Origin of the sequence: Rhizobium sp. PL01, assembly GCF_033447125.1 — a bacterium.
GTDB lineage: Bacteria > Pseudomonadota > Alphaproteobacteria > Rhizobiales > Rhizobiaceae > Pararhizobium.
The window spans coordinates 116,072-133,907 of record NZ_JAWQUM010000011.1; the positions used below are offsets into that span (position 1 = coordinate 116,072).

Sequence of the window (17,836 nt, forward strand, 5' to 3'; positions counted from 1 at the left end):
CGCTCAGGCCTTCCTTGAAACCGGGTGAACTTTGCCGGCTATCTCATTGCCGAAATAGACACCGAAATTTCCGATCGAGTTTTCCAGATCAAACCGCCGGACGATATCGGCTGTCGCGGCACTGTCGAATTTTTCCTGGAGCGCGGCGGCCGGCGCCAGGAACCGGCCGGCAGCGGGGTCCCCGGCGCCTGCCGTCGCACGATAGACAATATGCTGACGGTTGTCGGTGCGGCTTTCGTAGACGGAATAAAGAAATCCAATCGAAATGCTTAGTCCCGTCAGCCGCTCGAGGTGGGCGCGTAATGTCTGGACGGGCTCACCGCTTTCCATCGCGCAGGCCGGAAGGCTGAGTATGTCGGCGCCCAGGAAAAGCAGATCGCCGTCGCGTTCGATCACCGCGCTCAGCTGTGCCTCCCCTTCCGCTGCTGCGGATACAGCCTTTCCGGCCAATGCGGGTGAAAAATAACTGCCGCGGGCGTAGCCAAGACCGTTCTTACCGCTGTTGTCGAAGGCCCCGACCCGGCCGGTCATGATCACATGATCGCCAGCATCCAGAACCTGTTCGGTAGAACAATCAAACCAGGCCGCGACATCAGCAAAGATCGGCGACCCCTGTGGCCCGGTTTTCCATTGGACGGCGGAAAAGCGATCTTCGACTGGACGTGCAAATGTGTTGGAAATGTCCTTCTGGGTTTCCGAAAGGATGTTCACCGCGAATTTTCCGGCCTTCGTCATGGTTTCGAAATTCCGCGACGTCTTGGCGAGACACACCAGCAAAAGCGGCGGATCGAGCGAAACGGACGTAAATGAATTTGCGGTAAAGCCGACCGGCCGGCCGGACCCGTCATGCGCGGTGACAACAGTGACACCGGTCGGAAAAGCGCCAAAAGCGTCGCGCAGCGCGCGCGCATCGAAACTCGTTTCGCTCATCGTGTTTCCTCCGGTTTCGCCAGCCAGTTCGCAAGGATTGTATTGACCTCTTCGGGCGCTGTCAGATTGACCATATGCCTGTGGCCCGCAATCAGCACGGCATAACCATGTGGCGCGGCTTGCGCCATCGAATGCGCCATTGCCGGCGTGGAGTTGGGATCGTCTGCGCCGGTGAGAAACAGCGCCGGGCAGCGAACCTTCTGCCATCCATCAGCATAGGTGTCATCTCCACCGGCAAAGGCGGCATAGGCCGTGGCATAGGCGGCGCGATCGACCCAGGATAACCAACGGCGGGTCAATCGGTAGGTCTCGCTCCCTTGGGCGTCTGCGCCGAACCACCGCAGCAGCGGCCCATCAATATCGACCTCTCCGTCCTGGATTTTGCGGGCTCTCTCCATGACTGCGGCGCGCGCCGCCGGATCCCGGCGATAGACCGCATTCAAAAGAGCAACCCGGGACACTCTGCTGCCGAAGGTGGCCGCAGCGCCGCCGGCAATCAGGGCACCCATTGAATGTCCCGCGACATTGGCGTGATCAAGCTTGAGGTCGTCGAAGAAAAAGCCAAGCCAGTCGACGAACCCATCGAGCCGCGCTCCCTCCGGCAAGGCCCGGCTTTCTCCATGGCCCGGCATATCGACGGCGATCACCCGATGCGACCTGCTCAAAACGGTCATTTGCGGCGCCCAGGCCTCCAGGCGCATCCCGACGCCGTGGATCAGCACCAGGGGCTCGCCGGAGCCTTGCTCCAAGTAGGCCGCGCCGTTTCTCGTGTGGGATCGCCGGACGGTGTCCATATCAGACGGCTGCCGGATTTGTGGCGTCGTTGCCGAGATCCTTCAGGTCCTGGTAGCGGTCCCCGATACGATGATGCGGACGACCACCCACAGAAGCGCCGAGAGCAACGAGGATTTCATTTGCCGCCGGCGCATCGCCGATCGACGTCTGGATGGTGAGATAGTGAGAGCGGCGGCCTTCGTCGTTCTTGTCCATCAGCGGGATCATCACCGGCGCATTGGCTGGGCCGCGCGTGTTGCAAAAGGCGAGATAGGACTTGGCGCCGACCGCACTGCGGTAGTGATTGCCGAAACGCAATGTATGGATGAGGGCGGATGCATGTTCGAGTTCGCCATCAAGCCCGACGACTGCGGCCTTGCCATAGGCTTCAACGTCTTCTCCGCACCCGACGGCGTCGATGATCATCCGCGTCAGGAGCTCGCCGAGCACCGGCGCTGCCGCGTGGATCTCTGGCTTCAGGTCATTCACAAATCCCTTGCCTGCCCACGGGTTCTTAACCACGGCGATGGCGGCGTAAAGCTTGAGCGGCGTTGGGGCAGCCTTGCCGCCCTCGATCAGCACAGTTTCCACCTGTAGCAGCGTCTTGCGAATTTCGATGGTCAAGGCCGGTTTCCTTCATAGCGTCGATATGTTGTATGATGGTATACCATAAGACGACGTGTCAAGCCTTGTTTGGAATCATTTGTGCGGCTATGAAGGTCAACATGAGCCAGAACCCCCTTGCACAAGCCGCCCCTGCCCAGAATCTTGAATCGCTGCGGATCGACACACCGCCGCTCACCCTGCGGGAAATGGCGCTTGATAGGCTGCGCAACGCCATCATCGCCGGCCTTTTCAGCCCCGGACAGCGTCTGGTTGAACGCACCTTGTGCGATCAGCTCGGCGTATCGCGCTCGGTCATCCGCGAAGTGCTGCGCCATCTCGAAACGGAGGGTCTGATAGAGACTGCACCGAAACAGGGGCCCATCGTTGCCCTGATCGACTGGCATCAGGCCCGGCAGATCTATGATGTCCGTATTGCTTTAGAGACGACCGCCGTCGCCGACTGCGCCCGCAACGCGACGTCCGCCACAAAGGAAAAGCTGAAAGCGGTCCTGAAGGACCTCGACCGCAACTCCCGTAAGAACGATCCGATGACGATCCTCGCCGCAACCACGCAATTCTACGAGACGATCTTCCTATCGGGCGGGCACGAAATCGCCTGGGATATTGTGAAGCGCTTGAACAGCCGGATTTCCCGTCTGCGCGTCATGACGCTGGCCACGACAAACCGCACCGTGTCAGGCCCTGCCCGCATGCGGGAAATCTTCAATGCGATCGAACGAAACGATCCCGACGCCGCCGACACCGCCTGTCGCGCCCATATTTCCGAGGCAGCAGAAATAGCACGAACGTTGTTGGAATCGGAAGTGAAGCATACCGAGGGACGATGACAGTCACGACTGGGGTTCTGTTCTCGCGTAATATCGTCAAGCGTCTCACATAATGATCCGATTGTTACCTGCGCACCGATGCCAAGCAGGGCTCCTTCGATCACCAGCACGATCGTTGTCTCGTCCTCGACGACCAAAATCTGACGGCCTTGTGCGAATCGGTGAAGGCCATCCGCCTCGTCACGCGGATGACGTTTGCCACGATTCGAGCCACTGAGCGAAATCTGCTACTTTTCGCTTGGCATCCGCACGGTCGGGATAGAGAGCGAAGTACCCATAACCGCTGTCTATGACGCGATCGAACGGCCGCACAAGGTCGCCGTTGTCCAGATCTTGCTTGGCAAAACCGAGATCCCCCATTGTCACTCCGTAGCCGCTTGCTGCTGCCGTCATCGCGAAATCCTGGGTGTCGAAAACCTGGTTGCGCTGAGCCTGAAAAGCATAGGCGCCCTCTGCCTGCAACCAAAGTATCCAGTCGCTATGGCGCGGGTTGGAATGTAAAAGCACTGTAGACGCGAGATTTTTCACCTTCGGCGCGTCGCCCAGTTTCGGCAAAAGCAGCGGTGAACACATCGGGGTCAGCCTTTCTTGCAAGAGCGGGAGGACTTCCATGCCTGGCCAATGGCCATTGCCATAGGTGATCAGCATATCGATGTCGCCGACCGAAAATGTCGGTCGGACGAACCAGGACGTATCGATGTTGATGTTCAGGTCTTCGTGGCGCTCGTGCAGGTCTGGCAGTCGCGGCAAAAACCATTTTCGCGCGAATGTCGGAGGCATGCGGATCGTCAGGGACCTAACCTTCGTGCGCGTTGCTTCAAATGAATTCTTCAGCGAGGCCAGCAGTCCGTCAACGATCGGAATGAGGGCCATCCCCTGCTCTGTAAGCGCGACTTTTCGTGTGTGGCGCTCAAAGAGGCTGCAACCGAAGTAGTGCTCCAGCTGCTGGATCTGCCGGCTGATGGCGCTCTGGCTGAGGTTCAGTTCCGATGCCGCTGCCGGTTTCGGCAACAACGGAAAACGTCTGGAGTGTCTGCAACGGCGGCAGCCTGTTGTGATCAAGACTCGGTTCCACCGTTCGCCCTCCAATATGCCTTATCCTCTTAGTGCATGTCGCCGGCCGTTGGGAACTTGATTTCCGCCGCGCCAAGGCCTCTTGCTCCCGGCGCAGCGACGGATAGAACGACAGGCCGGATCAAAGAGTTCGGGCCCGGACGGCAGCAACAGCCAATCGGACCTGCGCCGGTGCCGTGCCGCCGGCGTGGTTACGGCTCGCGACCGAACCTTGAGACGGTGATGGTCGCCCAGCCCTGGCGCCAAACGACGCCACGAGGACAGGGCGGTTCGACGCGGCACAGTTGCGACGGCGTTGTCACGTTGTTTCGCCAATGCAGAGGGACTATCCGCGCATAGATCAGGCACGTGCGGCTATCACAGCTTTCCACTGCGCCATGGCGCGGATACGGTGAATGTGGGTGGCCAGAGCTGAGCGTTTCTGGTGTGGTGCGACGAAGAGATTTCGAACGGCCGAAAAGACCGCGACGAAGCGTTGCAAACCGCCGACCGATCGAAATCCCTGTATCATCCGTTCTCGCTTTCGAAGGGGTAGGTGAGAACTCTCTGCCCGATTGTTCAGACCCTTGTGCGATCGATGTTCGACGCTGGGCATGGCATCCCGTTTCGCGGCGCCGTATGAGCGCAGTTTGTCGGTGATGATGCGCTTCGGCGTCAGGCCTTGCTTCTTCAGCAGCCTGAGCAGCAGTCGCTTGGCAGCCTTGGTATCGCGACGGGTCTGGACGATTTCGTCGAGAACGTAGCCGTCCTGGTCGACGGCACGCCACAGCCAATGCTTTCGACCGGCGATGGAAATCACCACCTCGTCCAGGTGCCAGATATCCTTTCGCGAGGGCTTCTTTCTGCGCAATTGCTTTGCGTAGGCCGGGCCAAATTTGCGGCCCCATCGCCGGATCGTTTCATAAGATACGACAATGCCGCGTTCCAGCAGCATTTCCTCCACCAGCCGCAGGCTTAGAGGGAACCGAAAATACAGCCAGACCGCACGGGCGATGATCTGCGGTGGAAAGCGGTGGTTCTTATAGCTGATCGTGGGCGTGCTCATCCAACCGCCACTACCCGCCAATCGTTAAGCCAACGACAACGTGACAACGCCGGCGGCCCCCTAGTCATTACGGAAAAGCACAAAATCGTAATTGCAACGCACCTGTTAGCGATCGTTTCAGGGAAGGGTCCGTTTCGGCTCTCGCGTGGTTTTCTTATCCTTGGCGATGACGAGACCGGTTTTGGCAAGAACCAGCGCGATAAGGCCGCACAACCAGCCGACTAACGGCGCTGACAATGCGACTGCCGTGCCCATCAAAGCTAGACCCATGTTGCCCGCCAGCACAGTGAGGACAACCGCACACGTCACCGGGAACACCAGCAGGAGCTGGACGAACAGCGAACGGCGGCGGAACCAAGACCAGATATCCTTTGCCAAAGGTCCGACGTGCTTTAACATTTCACTTCCCACTTTGTTTGCCCCTTATCTCGAGGCAGGCGGGTCCGGACTCAACCGAACACCGTGCCAGGGCCCCCTGGAAGACGTGGTGTCTAATCGTCCGACCACTCCGCAGGAATATCGCGGCCGCGTTGAAGGATGCGGAGGATTTCAACCGTATCGCCGGTCACGTGGAACGCTATTGACGCACTCCGCTCAAAGCCGATTATCCGCAGTCCCGGCAGGACACGGTCACGCACGCTGCCGCGTTCAGGGAACGTCTGCAGCGACATGCAGGCAACCTCAAGCCGCCCCAGATAGGCGCCCGCCCGTTCGTCGCCGGCTTCGTCGGCAATATAGAGATACAGGCTCTTGAGATCGGCGCGTGCGGTTGGCCGGAAAACGACCTTATGCGCCACGCTTGCTCGCTTTCACCCTGTCGGCATGAAAAGCGCGCATTTCGCCGAAGACGTCCTCGGCTGGAATACTTGGCCGGGGATCGTCGATGGCTTCCTGAACCTTGGCACGCAGCACCTCATCAAGGGCTGCTTCCTCCCGGTCGAGGGCGCGCAAGGCTGCGCGCACGACTTCGCTGGCGGACTCATACGCGCCGGAGGCGACGCGGGTTTCAATGCCGGCCTGCTGCTTGCCGAGGCTGACGGTAATGGGTTTGCTGCTGCGCATGGAGGTTGTCCTTCTCTCCCCCCTTATAGCACGGCGTATGACAGTGTCATAACATTTTCTGACACCCACACCTTTTAAAGAGAATGTGTCTGCACTCACGCACGCCTCCGTCAACTGCCAAACCGTTAAATTGAAATACTAAAAACCGGTATGCGGCAGGTGATTTTCGCGCCTCACCATGAGGATGTAGCGAAAGGCATACCGGAACCGTTTGAACGGTCACAGATCACAGCATGTGCTTTGAGACCGATGTATGCGATATCCTAATGGCTTAGGAAGCAAGGCTTGTCGCAAATACATTCGGAGCGCGCGATTACCCCCTGAGCATCCTCATTTTCATGCTTTGTTGACCTTTTGCAGTCCAAAGAGGCGCGCAAGCAAATCGTTTTGATCGTTGACGGTCCAGCCGCCGGAAAAGCCAAAGCCTTTCCTCAACCACAGCATCGCCTCGAAGCCCGCGATGGTTCGCCGCGCCGTGTTGAAGGATTGGAAGCCACCGATCTTTGGCATGTTCTTCTTTACCCGGAAATGGTCACTTTCGATGCCTTGCTGGAGGTGCTTGGTGACATAGTGGAGGGGGTCCGGATGGAGAAGCCCGTCATCAACCGACGTTTTGATCGTTGACGGGAAGGTGTTAGCCCCGTCCGTCCCGATCCTGTTCGGCGACAACAAGGGCTCGCCTTTGAGCATCTTGCGGAAGAACCGCTTGGCTGCGTCGAGATCGCGCTTAGCGGTCAGCAGGAAATCCACCGGATTGCCGTGTTTATCGATGGCTCGGTACAGATAGCGCCATTTGCCGCGGATCTTGACGTAGGTCTCATCGATCCGGACCGAGCCGCAATGGGGTCGCCGAAACTGCCGCAGCCGTTTCTCGATCATCGGCGCATAGCTCAATACCCAGCGGTTGAATGTGCTATGATCGACCTCGAAACCCCGCTCGCGAAACATCTCCTCCAGGCCCCGATAGCTGAGCGGGTAGCGCAAGTGCCAGGCAACCGCCTGTACAATCAGCCATGCCTCGAAATGCCTGTCTTTGAAGTCATCCTTCGACTGGCGCTTCAGCTTCTCGGCAATAGCATTCAGAATCATGGGTTCGCTCCGCAACTTTGGGAGCAGCAAATTCCATGCCTATGGTCAACATACGATTAAGCCCGAAAATTTGCGACAAGCCCGCCAAACCGCATGCGCAATCACCTCGGCGGGAAAACGATGGCGACGCTAAAGAGGATCTCGGGCAGATTTTGTCATGCCACCAGATCGGATATTTTCCTCGACAGCCCAATAAGTTTAGGATGCCGCAGCCCAATGAGGTTGGCCACAGGAAGGGAAGGTCCATTCGTAACCTGTCTTTTCCTTCAATCGCGCGAGCTGTTTCTTGCTCAAAGTGCTGTAGTGAAACATCCAGCCCCGGGTCGATCCATCGATCACGACCTCACCTGCCAACAGCGGTGCGATGACTTCTTTCACCAAGTTATCATCGACACGAAATTGTGCGCTAAATTCGTTTCCGAGGCGCGGCCAGATTTAGTTCGAGCAAGAGTGCGAACGGCGCGGTGCGAGTGGAGCACGATAGAAAATCAGCCGAACAACGATTCTGGGAAACACCCCATTGCCAGGCAGAGCTTGATCAAGCATAGGCTTTCCACGTGGCCGCCCGCCCGCTCCTCTACTTCGAAACGAACTTGCCTTCGTAGCGCGCGCGAAAGTTTCGGCGCTCAGATTCCTGACTGAAGCACAGGAAGATTAGCTCAAGATCCGAAGAGCTAGAAGCCCGTCCGAGAATACTCAGCGTAACGATCACCGCGCCACAATAGTTTGCGCTGAGCCGGACAGCGGCGGCTGTGATCTCGTTGACCGTCAGGCCGTTCTGCCCGTCGCATACGTAGATTGTCCAAAACTGCGACGTCTCCCAGACGGATCGCAGCGCGTCGGTAATCTGCTGTCTGAATTCGTCAGCGCGCATGTCGCTAGGCCGCAAAAACGTAAGATCCCCGTGAATACTGAAGTAACCGTCGAAACTCTGGCCACTCGATAACGCATCATCGATCCGCTCGAAGGCAGAATTCTCGTCGATTGAGGTTCGAAAGAAAATAGCCATTGCCCCACCGCAATACTTTGAGTTCGGCCTATCCAGCCGGTAGCGAGCAGCCCCTCAGAAGCGAATCTCCCACACAGACTGTATTGCAAAACTTTCCTCTAACTGGGAAGAGGCTTGCCGCATTGTTGGGCTGCACGGACCGAAAGATTTGGCTTACAGTCTACGGAAATCGCTTTCTTCGAGAAGATGACGGCTATTTTCGGTCGGCAACAAAGAGCCAATCCGACGACATAAACTTTTGAAGGAGGGATCTGAAACTGGATCTGGACGACGGAATGCAGCAATCCGGCATACCCACGCCGCGCATGCTCTCATGGGCACGCAATTCGGCCACCTATCGACTTGGCCGAAGAATGCACACCGAAAAGCAGCTCTTCGACGCCATTTCGGAGAAGGCACGGGAAAAATTTGATGGAATCAGTGGTCCGCAGGTCAAGGCACTGGCCGACGCCGCTGTAAAGTTTGCGTATGACAACAACGGTCTGAACGATACAGCTTATGCAGAAATCAGTACTCATTCCGGTATCCGCAGCGGAAAGTCTAAGCGGGCAATAGCCCGGAAACTGTCGATGACGGGCGTAGCGGCCGATATCGTCGAAGCTGCGGTCGCTGATGTCAGCGACTTAAACGCCGCCCTTGTCTTTGCCCGAAAACGGGCCTTTGGCCCATTTCGTAAGGCTGTGCTCGACGAAAATCGGAAGGCAAAAGAGCTCTCCGCCTTTGCCAGGGCGGGCTTTAGCTTCGATATTGGCAAAACAGTTTTCGAGATGTCGCCAGCAGAAGCCGAAGAGAGATTATGTGCCAACCGTAATTTCTAAGCCCTGAACTCAGGAGCGCTTCAAGGCCGGGTCGTCGAGTGCCGGGTTGTAGAAAAGTGCGAGCGTCAGGCTTCGCGCGATGCGCTCTGCTGTCGCCATGAACCACGCCTTGGCTTCCGCATTCGGGGCAATTTCATCAAGTGTTTCGCCAAATAGCTCCAGCCACTTCGAAAAAAGATCTGGCGCCATATTGGCGACGCCCAGATGCGCCTGGACCGGCTTTCCGCCGTATGCGCCGCTTCTGAAAGCAACTGCGGACCAGAAGCTCTTCATTTTTTCGATGTGCTCCGGCCAACGGCCTTTCAATCGTGCGTCGAAGACCGGCCCAAGGTCCGGATGCGCCAGCACACGGCCATAAAAAGTATCGACCAGGATACCGACGAACGCCTCATCGATGCCGATTGCTTTCATCTCGGCCTCAGCATGTTCGCGGATCGCCACTCCATGTGCAGAGCGGCCCTGAAACTCGTTGTTCATCCCCGACCCTCGTCTGCCAAACTGCCAGCCCAGCTCATATAGTGACTGTGACTGCGTCACCCAAGGGCCAACAGGCAGCTGCGGCTTTCTGTCCAACCGGCCAAATCTGCGCAAGAGATGCATGATTTATTCCCGTGAGAAGACAGCCAGCTCCGTCAACGGAAGAGCACATCGGTCGCCTGCACCTGGCTGATGGACCAGCGAGCGATTTTACGGGATGTGGATGCGTTCGCTCTGTAGTGCCGACCGGCGCTCTGCCGGCCGTCAAGTTGTATCGAGAATCATGCTGAGCGGAGTTTCGGCCGCCCGCCGAACAGGAGAGGAGACCGGATCGCTTCGGCGGCTCGCTTCTCTCCGGTTTGAGCGCCTAGCGCGGAGTTGTCACGTTACCGGGCGCTAAGCTGCCCATCTGCGCGTGGCTGCCACTGACAGGTTAGGGCCGACTTCCGCCATGGCAGGAAATCACTGATTGCAGAAGTTGTACTTACACGCCACGGCCATTCAGAAATTTCCTGACGAATGCCATGGGGCGACAGCCTTTTCGGCTCTCTCGCGCGTTTCCGGACTTAACACACCAAGATTTCGTTGCTTGAACGCGGAGGTGCTGTTGTTCGCCGCCGGGGCGCTATATTGGATATCATATGCGACCTGCATCGGCGCAAACACCCCGCTCTAGCCAACAATACTAGCTAACGCGATAGGAATAGCGCGGAGATAGCAAGCATCCAACCGCCGCTTTGGGCCGGAAGCTGTCTTCCGCTTCGCGCCGATAGCTGACCTATCAAGCTTGTGAGCCCGGCTCACCGTTTGGCGAGCCGGGCTGAGGATCGAGCCTATTGAGGCGTTGCCTTGTTCTGGATCGCGTCGTCTATCATTCTGTTGAGCCCACCCCGTATTCTATCGAGGTCGAGGTTCTTCTTGAATTCCTCACGCCGCTTGATGTCGTCGAGCGTGGACTCCATGACATTGGCCGGATTGAAGGACGGCGGGAAGGAGCGTGGCGGGAACTCCTTGAATGTGGCCACGAACTGGAACACCTCATCCATCATGCCGTACGCGCTGCCGACGTGATTGAGCTGCCAATCCCAGAACGTATTGGATGTGATATCAGCCCGCTCGAATGGGTCCTGGAACAGATTGAATATCTTCTGAAGGCGCAGCGTCGTGAACGGCTCCGCCCACAGCCCCATTGTTCCCTCCATCCGCTGCTCGGAGAAGACGTATTTGTAATCGCCCTGGCGCATCGCCACCAGGAGGCCGTCGTCATCCGAGTAAAAGAACGTCTTTCGGGCACTCTTTGCGCCGTTGTTGTTGGCGGCACTCCCTGTGACCGTCTTCAGGAACGTGGACTGATCGTAGCCGTCGAGATGAACCTTGTATTCGTTCCCGTTGGCGGTGTAACCGGCTTTCAGCTTGGCAATGATATCCGGTTCGCCGGCAATCGCGCACAGTGTCGGAACCCAGTCGTTGTGGCTCATCAACTCGTTGGTGACTGTGCCCGGCGCGATAACGCCCGGCCAGCGAATGAAGCACGGTACACGGAAGGCGCCTTCCCAATTGGTGTTCTTCTCCGACCGGAAATACGTCATCGCGGCATCCGGCCACGTGTTCATGTGCGGTCCGTTATCACTCGTGTAGAGGACGATGGTATTGTCCGCGATGCCCATGTCATCGAGGGCCTTGAGGATCGTGCCGATTGTATCGTCATGCTCCATCATGCCATCGATGTATTCGCTGTCGCCGTGTGTATAGCGGCCGCGATGGCTTTCCCGAACGTGGGTCCTGAGGTGCATCCGTGTTGCATTGAACCACGTGAAGAACGGCTTGCCTGCGGTCTGTTGCCGCTTCATGAAGTCGATGGCGGCGGCGGACGTCTCGTCGTCGATCGTCTCCATGCGCTTCTTTGTCAGCGCGCCGGTGTCCTCGATGGTTTGCTTGCCGATCCGGCCGAAGCGGGGGTCTTCCGTCGGGTCGTCGATGTCGGTTGCCTTGCAGTGGAGAACCCCACGAGGGCCAAATTTGGCGGCGTAAGCCGGGTCTTTCGGGTAATCGGGAAGCTCTGGCTCTTCCTCGGCATTGAGGTGGTAGAGGTTGCCGAAGAACTCGTCGAAGCCATTCACTGTCGGCAGTGACGGATTCCGGTCTCCAACATGGTTCTTGCCGAATTGGCCGGTGGCGTATCCGAGGTTCTTGAGGAGCCCGCCGATCGATGGATCAAGCTGGCTCATGCCCATCGGCGCGCCGGGGAAGCCCACCTTGCTGAGACCGGTCCGTATGATGTGCTGCCCGGTGAGGAATGCCGAACGGCCAGCGGTGCACGACTGCTCCGCGTAATAGTGCTGGAACTTGACCCCATCGCGGGCGATGCTGTCGAGGTGCGGTGTCTCGTATCCCATCAGGCCGTTGGAATAGGCGCTGATATTGGCGACACCGACATCATCACCGAACATAACCAGAATGTTTGGCTGGCCGCCCGCAGCAGCTTTTGGTGTCTCCGCCTGTAAGGGGCGTACTGCCGGAACAGCAATGGCTGCGGCCGTCAGCGCGCTGCCCGCCAGCAGGAGATCGCGCCGGCTCAGCCGCGCACGGCCTTTGGCTTCGGATGGGTCGTCTTGATCGTCTCTGTTCATTCTAACGTTCTCCTGTTCGTCCTTGATGGGATCGGCAGTTAAAACCTGTTAAATTTGCGAGGCGATTGGTTTGCGGTTGAGAACTGTTGCAGTGACTGATCGCCGCACCGACACGGTGACAGTTCCACCAGCTTGAGCAAGTACGTAACAGTTACAATCACGGTAAAGTACCGGCAGACGCCTCGTTGGAGACGAGGGCTGTCATACGTTTTTGGCGACCGGATAGATCGCTCGTTTCATTACCTAGTGGCCGCTTTCAGGGCGTGTATTCGTCACCACGTTAACGACACTTCGCACGCCTGAATAGCAATCATCGCGCAATCTGGTCGTGTCGCAAAGTTTTGCAGTTTACGCAGATTTGAGATTTGGATGGTGAAACGGTGTTCCGATTTGTTGGAGTGCCGGATCATGATCCTCAATACCATTGCCGAAAAGCTGAAGCGCCAGTCGAAAGACGATTTCAAGGGACGTCAGTTTGAAGCGGGGCTGATCATTCAGGCGGTTTCCTGGTATTTGCGCTATCCGCTGAGCTACCGTAATCTGGAAAAAATGTTCACGAAACGCGGCTTCGAGGTGGATCACAGCAGCAGCAATCGTTGGGTTTTGGCCTATGCCCCGATGATCGAGAAGCGGTTGCGCCGGTTCCGGAAGCCACATTGTGGTTCGATCCGCGTCGATGAAACCTATGTCAAAATTCGGGGTCAATGGCGCTATGTGTACCGGGCTATCGATAAGCACGGCAATCCGGTGGATTTCCTGCTGACTGCGAAGCGTGACCTCGACGCTGCCAAGCGCTTCTTCCGCAAGATGCTGAAGGATGAGCCTTTGCTTTCGCCAGGCAAGATCGGCACCGACGGCGCTAATATCTTTCCTTCCACGATCAAAACATCGGTCGAAGAGGGACTGCTCCATCCCGACCCCGTGCATTATGTCACCAAGCATCTCCAGCAAGGCATCGAAAGCGACCATTTCCGGGTCAAGAAGAAGATGCGGAAAGTCGGCGGGTTCCGGTCATTCAACACGGCCCGACGAACAATCGCGGGCTTCGAAGCCATGCTGTGGTTGCGAAAGGGATTCGGCTTTTCCGGTGGCTGGACTGTCAACGATCAGAATGATCTGCTTGCCCGCCTGTTCGGACTTCAAAAAGTTAACAAAGCATGAAAAGCTGGCCATTCACGGGATAATTGCGGTCCCCGAAAATCTTTGCGACACGCCTTTATAGAGAAATGACCCAAATCATCGACCAGAACAGTGAGATTCACGTCGAAGAGACCTCAGCGCCTTCTCTCAACATGGCTTCTAGCGGTGATGTTTCCGCGCCGGAGGTGTCGCACGACACCCCTTCCCCTCTCTCGTCGTTGGGGATCAGACCCCAGCGCATCTTGCCAGCCTCGCCGATCGCGCCAGGGGTTACGTCGACGCGGCGAGTTCTGCGAATACCCGCAAGGCTTACGCTTCGGACTGGAAGCACTTTGCCGCTTGGTGTCGGCGGTCCAATCTGGCTGCGCTCCCGCCACACCCGCAAATCGTCGGGCTCTATATCACCGCCGGCGCTTCCGGCACGGCCGAGAAAGGAGCCAAGGCGAACTCTGTTTCCACGATCGAGCGCCGCCTGTCCTCGCTATCCTGGAATTTTGCGCAGCGCGGGCTCGCCCTCGATCGTAGGGACCGGCACATCGCAACCGATATGGTCGGGATTCGCAACAGCCATGCTAGGCCGCCGGTGCAGAAGGAGGCGGTCATGGCAGAGGATATAATCGCCATGGTCGAGAGGCTCGACCGCGGTTCGCTGCGCGGCCTGCGCGACCGTGCCATGTTGCTCAACGGCTTTATCGGTGGTCTTCGCCGTTCTGAGATCGTTGGCTTTGATCTGAAGCCGGACAAGACCGAAGATGGGCGCGGCTGGATCGAAATCCTCGATAAGGGAATGCTTGTCACCCTGCGCGGCAAAACTGGATGGCGGGAAATCGAAATTGGCCGCGGTTCTTCACACTCCACCTGCCCGATCGCGGCAGTCGAGACCTGGGTCAAGTTCGCCAAACTTGCGCACGGTCCCCTCTTCCGTCGGGTCACGGGACAGGGCAAATCTGTTGGGTCAGAGCGATTGAACGACAAGGAGGTGGCGCGGCTTGTGAACCCCGCTGCAATGGCCGCAGGCGTTCGCGGCGATCTCAGCGAGATCGAGCGCGCCTTCAAGTTCTCCGGTCATTCCCTTCGTGCTGGTCTTGCCTCCTCTGCCGAGGTCGACGAACGCTACGTCTAGAAACAGCTTAGTCATGCTTCTGCGGAGATGACCCGCAGATATCAGCGGCGACGGGATCGCTTTCGCGTGAATCTAACGAAAGCTTCAGGGCTTTAGCTAGCCCCTCCCCTGCCGGCCAAGTGCTTGCAGAAAGACCGTTCGCGCATTATAGTCACTATGGTCATTCTGGTTATAGGTGAAACGATGCAAACATCAACGCACGATGATATGAGTTGGACGGTCGCTGGCGCGAAGGCAAAGCTTTCGGAAGTCATGGAGCGCGCGCAGTTGGCGCCTCAGACGATTACCCGCAATGGAAAGCCGAGCGTGGTCGTCGTTTCTGCAGAAGAGTGGCAGAAGAAGACTGCGCGCAGGGGATCTCTCGCGGAATTTCTGTTGGCATCGCCTCTGCGCGGCGCCGATCTGGATTTTGAGAGACAACACGACGAGCCGCGTGACCTGTCACTATGAGACTTCTCTTGGATACGAACGTCCTGTCGGAAGTTACAAAACCTCGTCCCGATGAAGGTGTTTTGAAGTGGCTTCACGGGCTGGACGAAGACCGTACGTTCATCAGCATCATATCGATTGCTGAAATTCGCCGCGGCATCGCTTTGATGGACAGCGGGCGAAAACGCGATGCCCTGGGAGAATGGCTCACGCATGACCTGTCTCAGCGCTTCGAAAACAGGACTATTCCGGTGGAGGGGCCTGTCGCCCTGGCCTGGGGCGATCTCATGGCGCTTGCCAAGCTAAGCGGTCGTGGGCTCGCCTCGATGGACGGGCTGATTGCAGCCACTGCCGTCGCTCATCAGTTGACGCTTGCGACACGTAACACCAAGGATTTCGGAGGATTCGGAATAGATATCATCGACCCATGGGCGGACTGATCAGCCCCCTGTTTCATCTTAACCCTCTATTCACGGCTCAAGCGACGACGGCTATGTGAACTATTCTGACAGCGATATTATGCGCGCCGTGGACGCCAACGCATTTTCGGCCGGTAAGGCCTATCAGCGCCAAGGGCGCGTCATTGCATTTCAGTGGGATGGCGATAGTGGCATTACCGCTCATGTGCAGGGATCGGACCGCAAACCGTATCGTCAGAGCATTTCCATCGAAACAATTCATAGGGGACGGGTGCTCATCGAGGGGGATTGCTCCTGCCTCGTTGCCTTCAATTGCAAACACGTCGCGGCAGGCCTGCTGCATGGACTGGTTGCAAAGCCATCGACGACAATGGGCACCTCGACGATGCACCGGGCACCACGGACCCAGCTCCACTGTCATTGACCAGCCCCGTTGCCGACTGGCTCAACCGCCTGCGACAGGCCGACGCCAGGAGCCAGGGGGATGAAGACGATCGTCCCCAACGGCTGATCTATATTCTGTCGCCGGAGCACGACCGTGCCTCCATGCCCCTGCTGCGGCTTGAGATCCGATCGGGGAGGATTTTGAAAGACGGGACGATGTCACCGACCTCCACAGCCTATAGCATGGAGAATTGACATAGCCGCTCCGAGGCGAAATTCCTGCGCAACACCGACCGGAAAATCCTGCAGGTCATCACTTCCATTCCGCGCTCGGCATTGCCAAGTTGTTTGACTCTGTTTGAGCTTGACGTGGGCGTTTACAAATCAGGCCTTCATTTCAGCGGTGTACTCGGCCCACAGGCTGAACGCATCAGCCCGAGCGCAGCGGTATGAGATGGAGGTAAGATTGTAGCGGCGGGGACGAAAGATCGTGTTGATTTGATCGTGGGCTGACAGGAAGCGCTGTGCCTGACGCTGCGATTTGAACCGCCCCATGATCTTCTCGCGTTTTCTGGTCAATCAGTGGGAGTTTTCAATTCTGTTGTTCAGGCCCTTGTGAGCCCGATGATCGGCATTTGGCGCGATGGTCTGGATCGGCTTGACGTAGCTGCCAAGTTTGTCCGTCACGACGACGCGTGGTCGACCAAATTGTCTGACCAGCCTGGAGAAGAAACGCTTGGCAGCCCTGGTGTTGCGGCGAGCTTGAACCAGGATGTCGAGAACATCACCGTCCGCGTCGATGGCGCGCCACAGCCAGAATTTCTTGCCGCCAATCGTTATGACGGCCTCATCCAGATGCCACTTGTCGTTCGGCTTTGGCCGGTCCCTGCGGATGCAATTCGCAAAATGGCGGCCAAAGCGGTCGACCCAGAGCCGAACAGTTTCCCGGCTGAAAATCACGCCGCGCTCGGCAAGCAGGTCTTCCACATCGGCTGTGCTCAGGGCAAACCGGTGATAGGCCCAAACCGCATAGGCGACGATCTCACGCGGAAAACGAACCCCCTTCAGCCGAGGAAATGAGCCAGGCATTTTCATGCCGCATCGATAATCGAAGTCAACGTCTCAAAGAACTTGGCAATGCCATGGCGCCTGGGCGTGGCGGTTGAACACGGCGTACATCTAAATGGCGGCTGGCGACGCCTTCGAACACTTTACGGATAGCCGGGGGGAAACGAACATCTGCGGCTCCTTAGGGGTTGCGGCTGAAGCGAAGCCTGATCGACCCCACTGTTCAGTCCTTTGATTACCCCTCCTCAGCCGGCGCCTCGCGGGCAGCGGGTCAAGGGCCGCCGTCGGGCGGGCGGCAGCTTCACCCTTGATGCGTTGGGCCGCGTATGCGGCAGCTCTCCTCTTTCCCTCCTCACCTTCAATTCCTCATTCCAGTCCCCAGCTTCCGGCCTCAGCCGCGAGAAATCACAACCGGCGCATTCCGCCATCTGGCGCAGACGATCGGCAAAGACCTCACCCCGAACATTGTTGTCGGTCGCGGCCACGAGCCACGCGCCCTCCCCGGAAGCCAAGGTCTCCAACGCCTGCGCGGTCAACGGCGACCAGCCGCCACCGGTGCTGACATAGAGCGTGTCCGGTCTTGTCTGCTCGATCGCGGCCAAGCTGACGTATGACCGCACCGTTCCCGGGTGATGAAATCGGAAAGATGCACCTTGCACCGCGGGCCGTTCCACATATGCGGGTTGACCGTCCAAGGACGAGACCGGATTAGGGATTGCCAGACACAAGAGCGGGAATTGGAAACGCCAATGGGTGGAGATCCATTGCGTTCGGCCTGAATGCCTGCCGCTTGCTGATCAGGCGACCTGCAGGTTCCGATACAAGGAAGGTGTTGGGCAGTTGCTGCTTTTGGCTTTCCGAAAAGGGGAACTGTGCAGCAACGCTCGATGCGCCAGACCACGTGGTCATTG

19 protein-coding genes and 3 pseudogenes are annotated in these 17,836 nt (G+C 57.8%); 7 read left to right on the forward strand and 15 right to left on the reverse strand.

Annotated elements, in window-relative coordinates; genetic code table 11:
* Positions 1–3: 3 nt before the first annotated feature.
* From R6X40_RS23955 to R6X40_RS23965, 3 genes are read right to left on the reverse strand one after another with little or no spacing between them, the layout of a single operon-like run.
* On the reverse strand, positions 4–930 hold the full coding sequence (locus R6X40_RS23955; RefSeq protein ID WP_318416721.1) for a flavin reductase family protein: 927 nt from the start codon (positions 928–930) through the stop codon (positions 4–6).
* Positions 927–1,724: an alpha/beta hydrolase gene (locus tag R6X40_RS23960; protein ID WP_318416722.1), complete on the reverse strand. Its 798-nt coding sequence runs from the start codon at positions 1,722–1,724 to the stop codon at positions 927–929. The genes R6X40_RS23955 and R6X40_RS23960 overlap by 4 nt, the downstream gene beginning before the upstream one ends.
* A 1-nt stretch (position 1,725) precedes the next feature.
* Positions 1,726–2,328, reverse strand: a complete 603-nt coding sequence (locus tag R6X40_RS23965; protein ID WP_318416725.1) for an amino acid synthesis family protein — start codon at positions 2,326–2,328, stop codon at positions 1,726–1,728.
* A gap of 101 nt (positions 2,329–2,429) precedes the next feature.
* Between R6X40_RS23965 and R6X40_RS23970 the strand changes: the two genes are divergently transcribed.
* Entirely contained in the window at positions 2,430–3,158 is a 729-nt protein-coding gene (locus tag R6X40_RS23970; protein WP_318416728.1) for a GntR family transcriptional regulator, read from the forward strand.
* Positions 3,159–3,338: 180 nt separating this feature from the next.
* Here the strand turns inward: R6X40_RS23970 and R6X40_RS23975 are convergent, their stop codons facing one another.
* The 8 genes and pseudogenes from R6X40_RS23975 to R6X40_RS24015 all read right to left on the reverse strand — a co-directional run bounded on the left by R6X40_RS23975 (position 3,339) and on the right by R6X40_RS24015 (position 8,437).
* Positions 3,339–4,172 carry a LysR substrate-binding domain-containing protein gene (locus R6X40_RS23975; protein ID WP_318416729.1) on the reverse strand — a complete coding sequence of 278 codons (834 nt, stop codon included), beginning with the start codon at positions 4,170–4,172 and terminating at the stop codon, positions 3,339–3,341.
* A gap of 400 nt (positions 4,173–4,572) precedes the next feature.
* Positions 4,573–5,324: pseudogene (locus R6X40_RS23980) on the reverse strand (IS6 family transposase).
* 70 nt (positions 5,325–5,394) lie between these two features.
* The gene (locus tag R6X40_RS23985; RefSeq protein WP_318416731.1) at positions 5,395–5,676 is read right to left on the reverse strand and encodes a hypothetical protein; all 282 of its coding nucleotides are present in this window, start codon (positions 5,674–5,676) and stop codon (positions 5,395–5,397) included.
* 92 nt (positions 5,677–5,768) lie between these two features.
* Positions 5,769–6,074: a type II toxin-antitoxin system RelE/ParE family toxin gene (locus tag R6X40_RS23990; RefSeq protein WP_318416733.1), complete on the reverse strand. Its 306-nt coding sequence runs from the start codon at positions 6,072–6,074 to the stop codon at positions 5,769–5,771.
* Positions 6,064–6,339 carry a type II toxin-antitoxin system ParD family antitoxin gene (locus R6X40_RS23995; RefSeq protein WP_318416735.1) on the reverse strand — a complete coding sequence of 92 codons (276 nt, stop codon included), beginning with the start codon at positions 6,337–6,339 and terminating at the stop codon, positions 6,064–6,066. Before R6X40_RS23995 ends, R6X40_RS23990 begins: the two co-directional genes overlap by 11 nt.
* Before the next feature lie 336 nt (positions 6,340–6,675).
* Complete coding sequence (locus R6X40_RS24000) at positions 6,676–7,428, reverse strand: IS6 family transposase (RefSeq protein ID WP_318416738.1); 753 nt, start codon at positions 7,426–7,428, stop codon at positions 6,676–6,678.
* Positions 7,429–7,626: 198 nt separating this feature from the next.
* Positions 7,627–7,806 (reverse strand): hypothetical protein, encoded by a 180-nt coding sequence (locus R6X40_RS24010; RefSeq protein ID WP_318416741.1) that lies wholly within the window; start codon positions 7,804–7,806, stop codon positions 7,627–7,629.
* Between the two features lie 199 nt (positions 7,807–8,005).
* On the reverse strand, positions 8,006–8,437 hold the full coding sequence (locus tag R6X40_RS24015; protein WP_318416743.1) for a hypothetical protein: 432 nt from the start codon (positions 8,435–8,437) through the stop codon (positions 8,006–8,008).
* Between the two features lie 263 nt (positions 8,438–8,700).
* Here R6X40_RS24015 and recX point away from each other — a divergent pair, with 263 nt between their 5' ends.
* Entirely contained in the window at positions 8,701–9,255 is a 555-nt protein-coding gene (gene recX, locus R6X40_RS24020; protein WP_412178455.1) for a recombination regulator RecX, read from the forward strand.
* Positions 9,256–9,264: 9 nt separating this feature from the next.
* On the opposite strand, the gene R6X40_RS24025 is transcribed toward recX, so the two are convergent.
* The gene (locus tag R6X40_RS24025; RefSeq protein ID WP_318416748.1) at positions 9,265–9,732 is read right to left on the reverse strand and encodes a truncated hemoglobin; all 468 of its coding nucleotides are present in this window, start codon (positions 9,730–9,732) and stop codon (positions 9,265–9,267) included.
* An 833-nt stretch (positions 9,733–10,565) separates the two neighbouring features.
* A complete protein-coding gene (locus R6X40_RS24030; protein ID WP_318416750.1) occupies positions 10,566–12,362 on the reverse strand; it encodes an arylsulfatase in 1,797 nt (598 codons plus the stop codon).
* A 408-nt stretch (positions 12,363–12,770) separates the two neighbouring features.
* Here R6X40_RS24030 and R6X40_RS24035 point away from each other — a divergent pair, with 408 nt between their 5' ends.
* The 5 genes and pseudogenes from R6X40_RS24035 (at position 12,771) to R6X40_RS24055 (ending at position 15,897) form a co-directional block, all read left to right on the forward strand.
* The gene (locus R6X40_RS24035; RefSeq protein ID WP_318416752.1) at positions 12,771–13,523 is read left to right on the forward strand and encodes an IS6 family transposase; all 753 of its coding nucleotides are present in this window, start codon (positions 12,771–12,773) and stop codon (positions 13,521–13,523) included.
* A 65-nt stretch (positions 13,524–13,588) separates the two neighbouring features.
* Positions 13,589–14,721, forward strand: a pseudogene (locus tag R6X40_RS24040) (tyrosine-type recombinase/integrase).
* An 87-nt stretch (positions 14,722–14,808) separates the two neighbouring features.
* Positions 14,809–15,075 carry a type II toxin-antitoxin system Phd/YefM family antitoxin gene (locus R6X40_RS24045; protein ID WP_318416755.1) on the forward strand — a complete coding sequence of 89 codons (267 nt, stop codon included), beginning with the start codon at positions 14,809–14,811 and terminating at the stop codon, positions 15,073–15,075.
* Entirely contained in the window at positions 15,072–15,494 is a 423-nt protein-coding gene (locus R6X40_RS24050) for a type II toxin-antitoxin system VapC family toxin (RefSeq protein ID WP_318416758.1), read from the forward strand. Before R6X40_RS24045 ends, R6X40_RS24050 begins: the two co-directional genes overlap by 4 nt.
* A gap of 55 nt (positions 15,495–15,549) precedes the next feature.
* Positions 15,550–15,897, forward strand: a complete 348-nt coding sequence (locus R6X40_RS24055; RefSeq protein WP_318416760.1) for a hypothetical protein — start codon at positions 15,550–15,552, stop codon at positions 15,895–15,897.
* 344 nt (positions 15,898–16,241) lie between these two features.
* Here R6X40_RS24055 and R6X40_RS24060 read toward each other — a convergent pair.
* Positions 16,242–16,952: pseudogene (locus tag R6X40_RS24060) on the reverse strand (IS6 family transposase).
* Positions 16,953–17,170: 218 nt separating this feature from the next.
* A complete protein-coding gene (locus tag R6X40_RS24065; RefSeq protein ID WP_412178451.1) occupies positions 17,171–17,527 on the reverse strand; it encodes a toprim domain-containing protein in 357 nt (118 codons plus the stop codon).
* Positions 17,528–17,836: the final 309 nt, after the last annotated feature.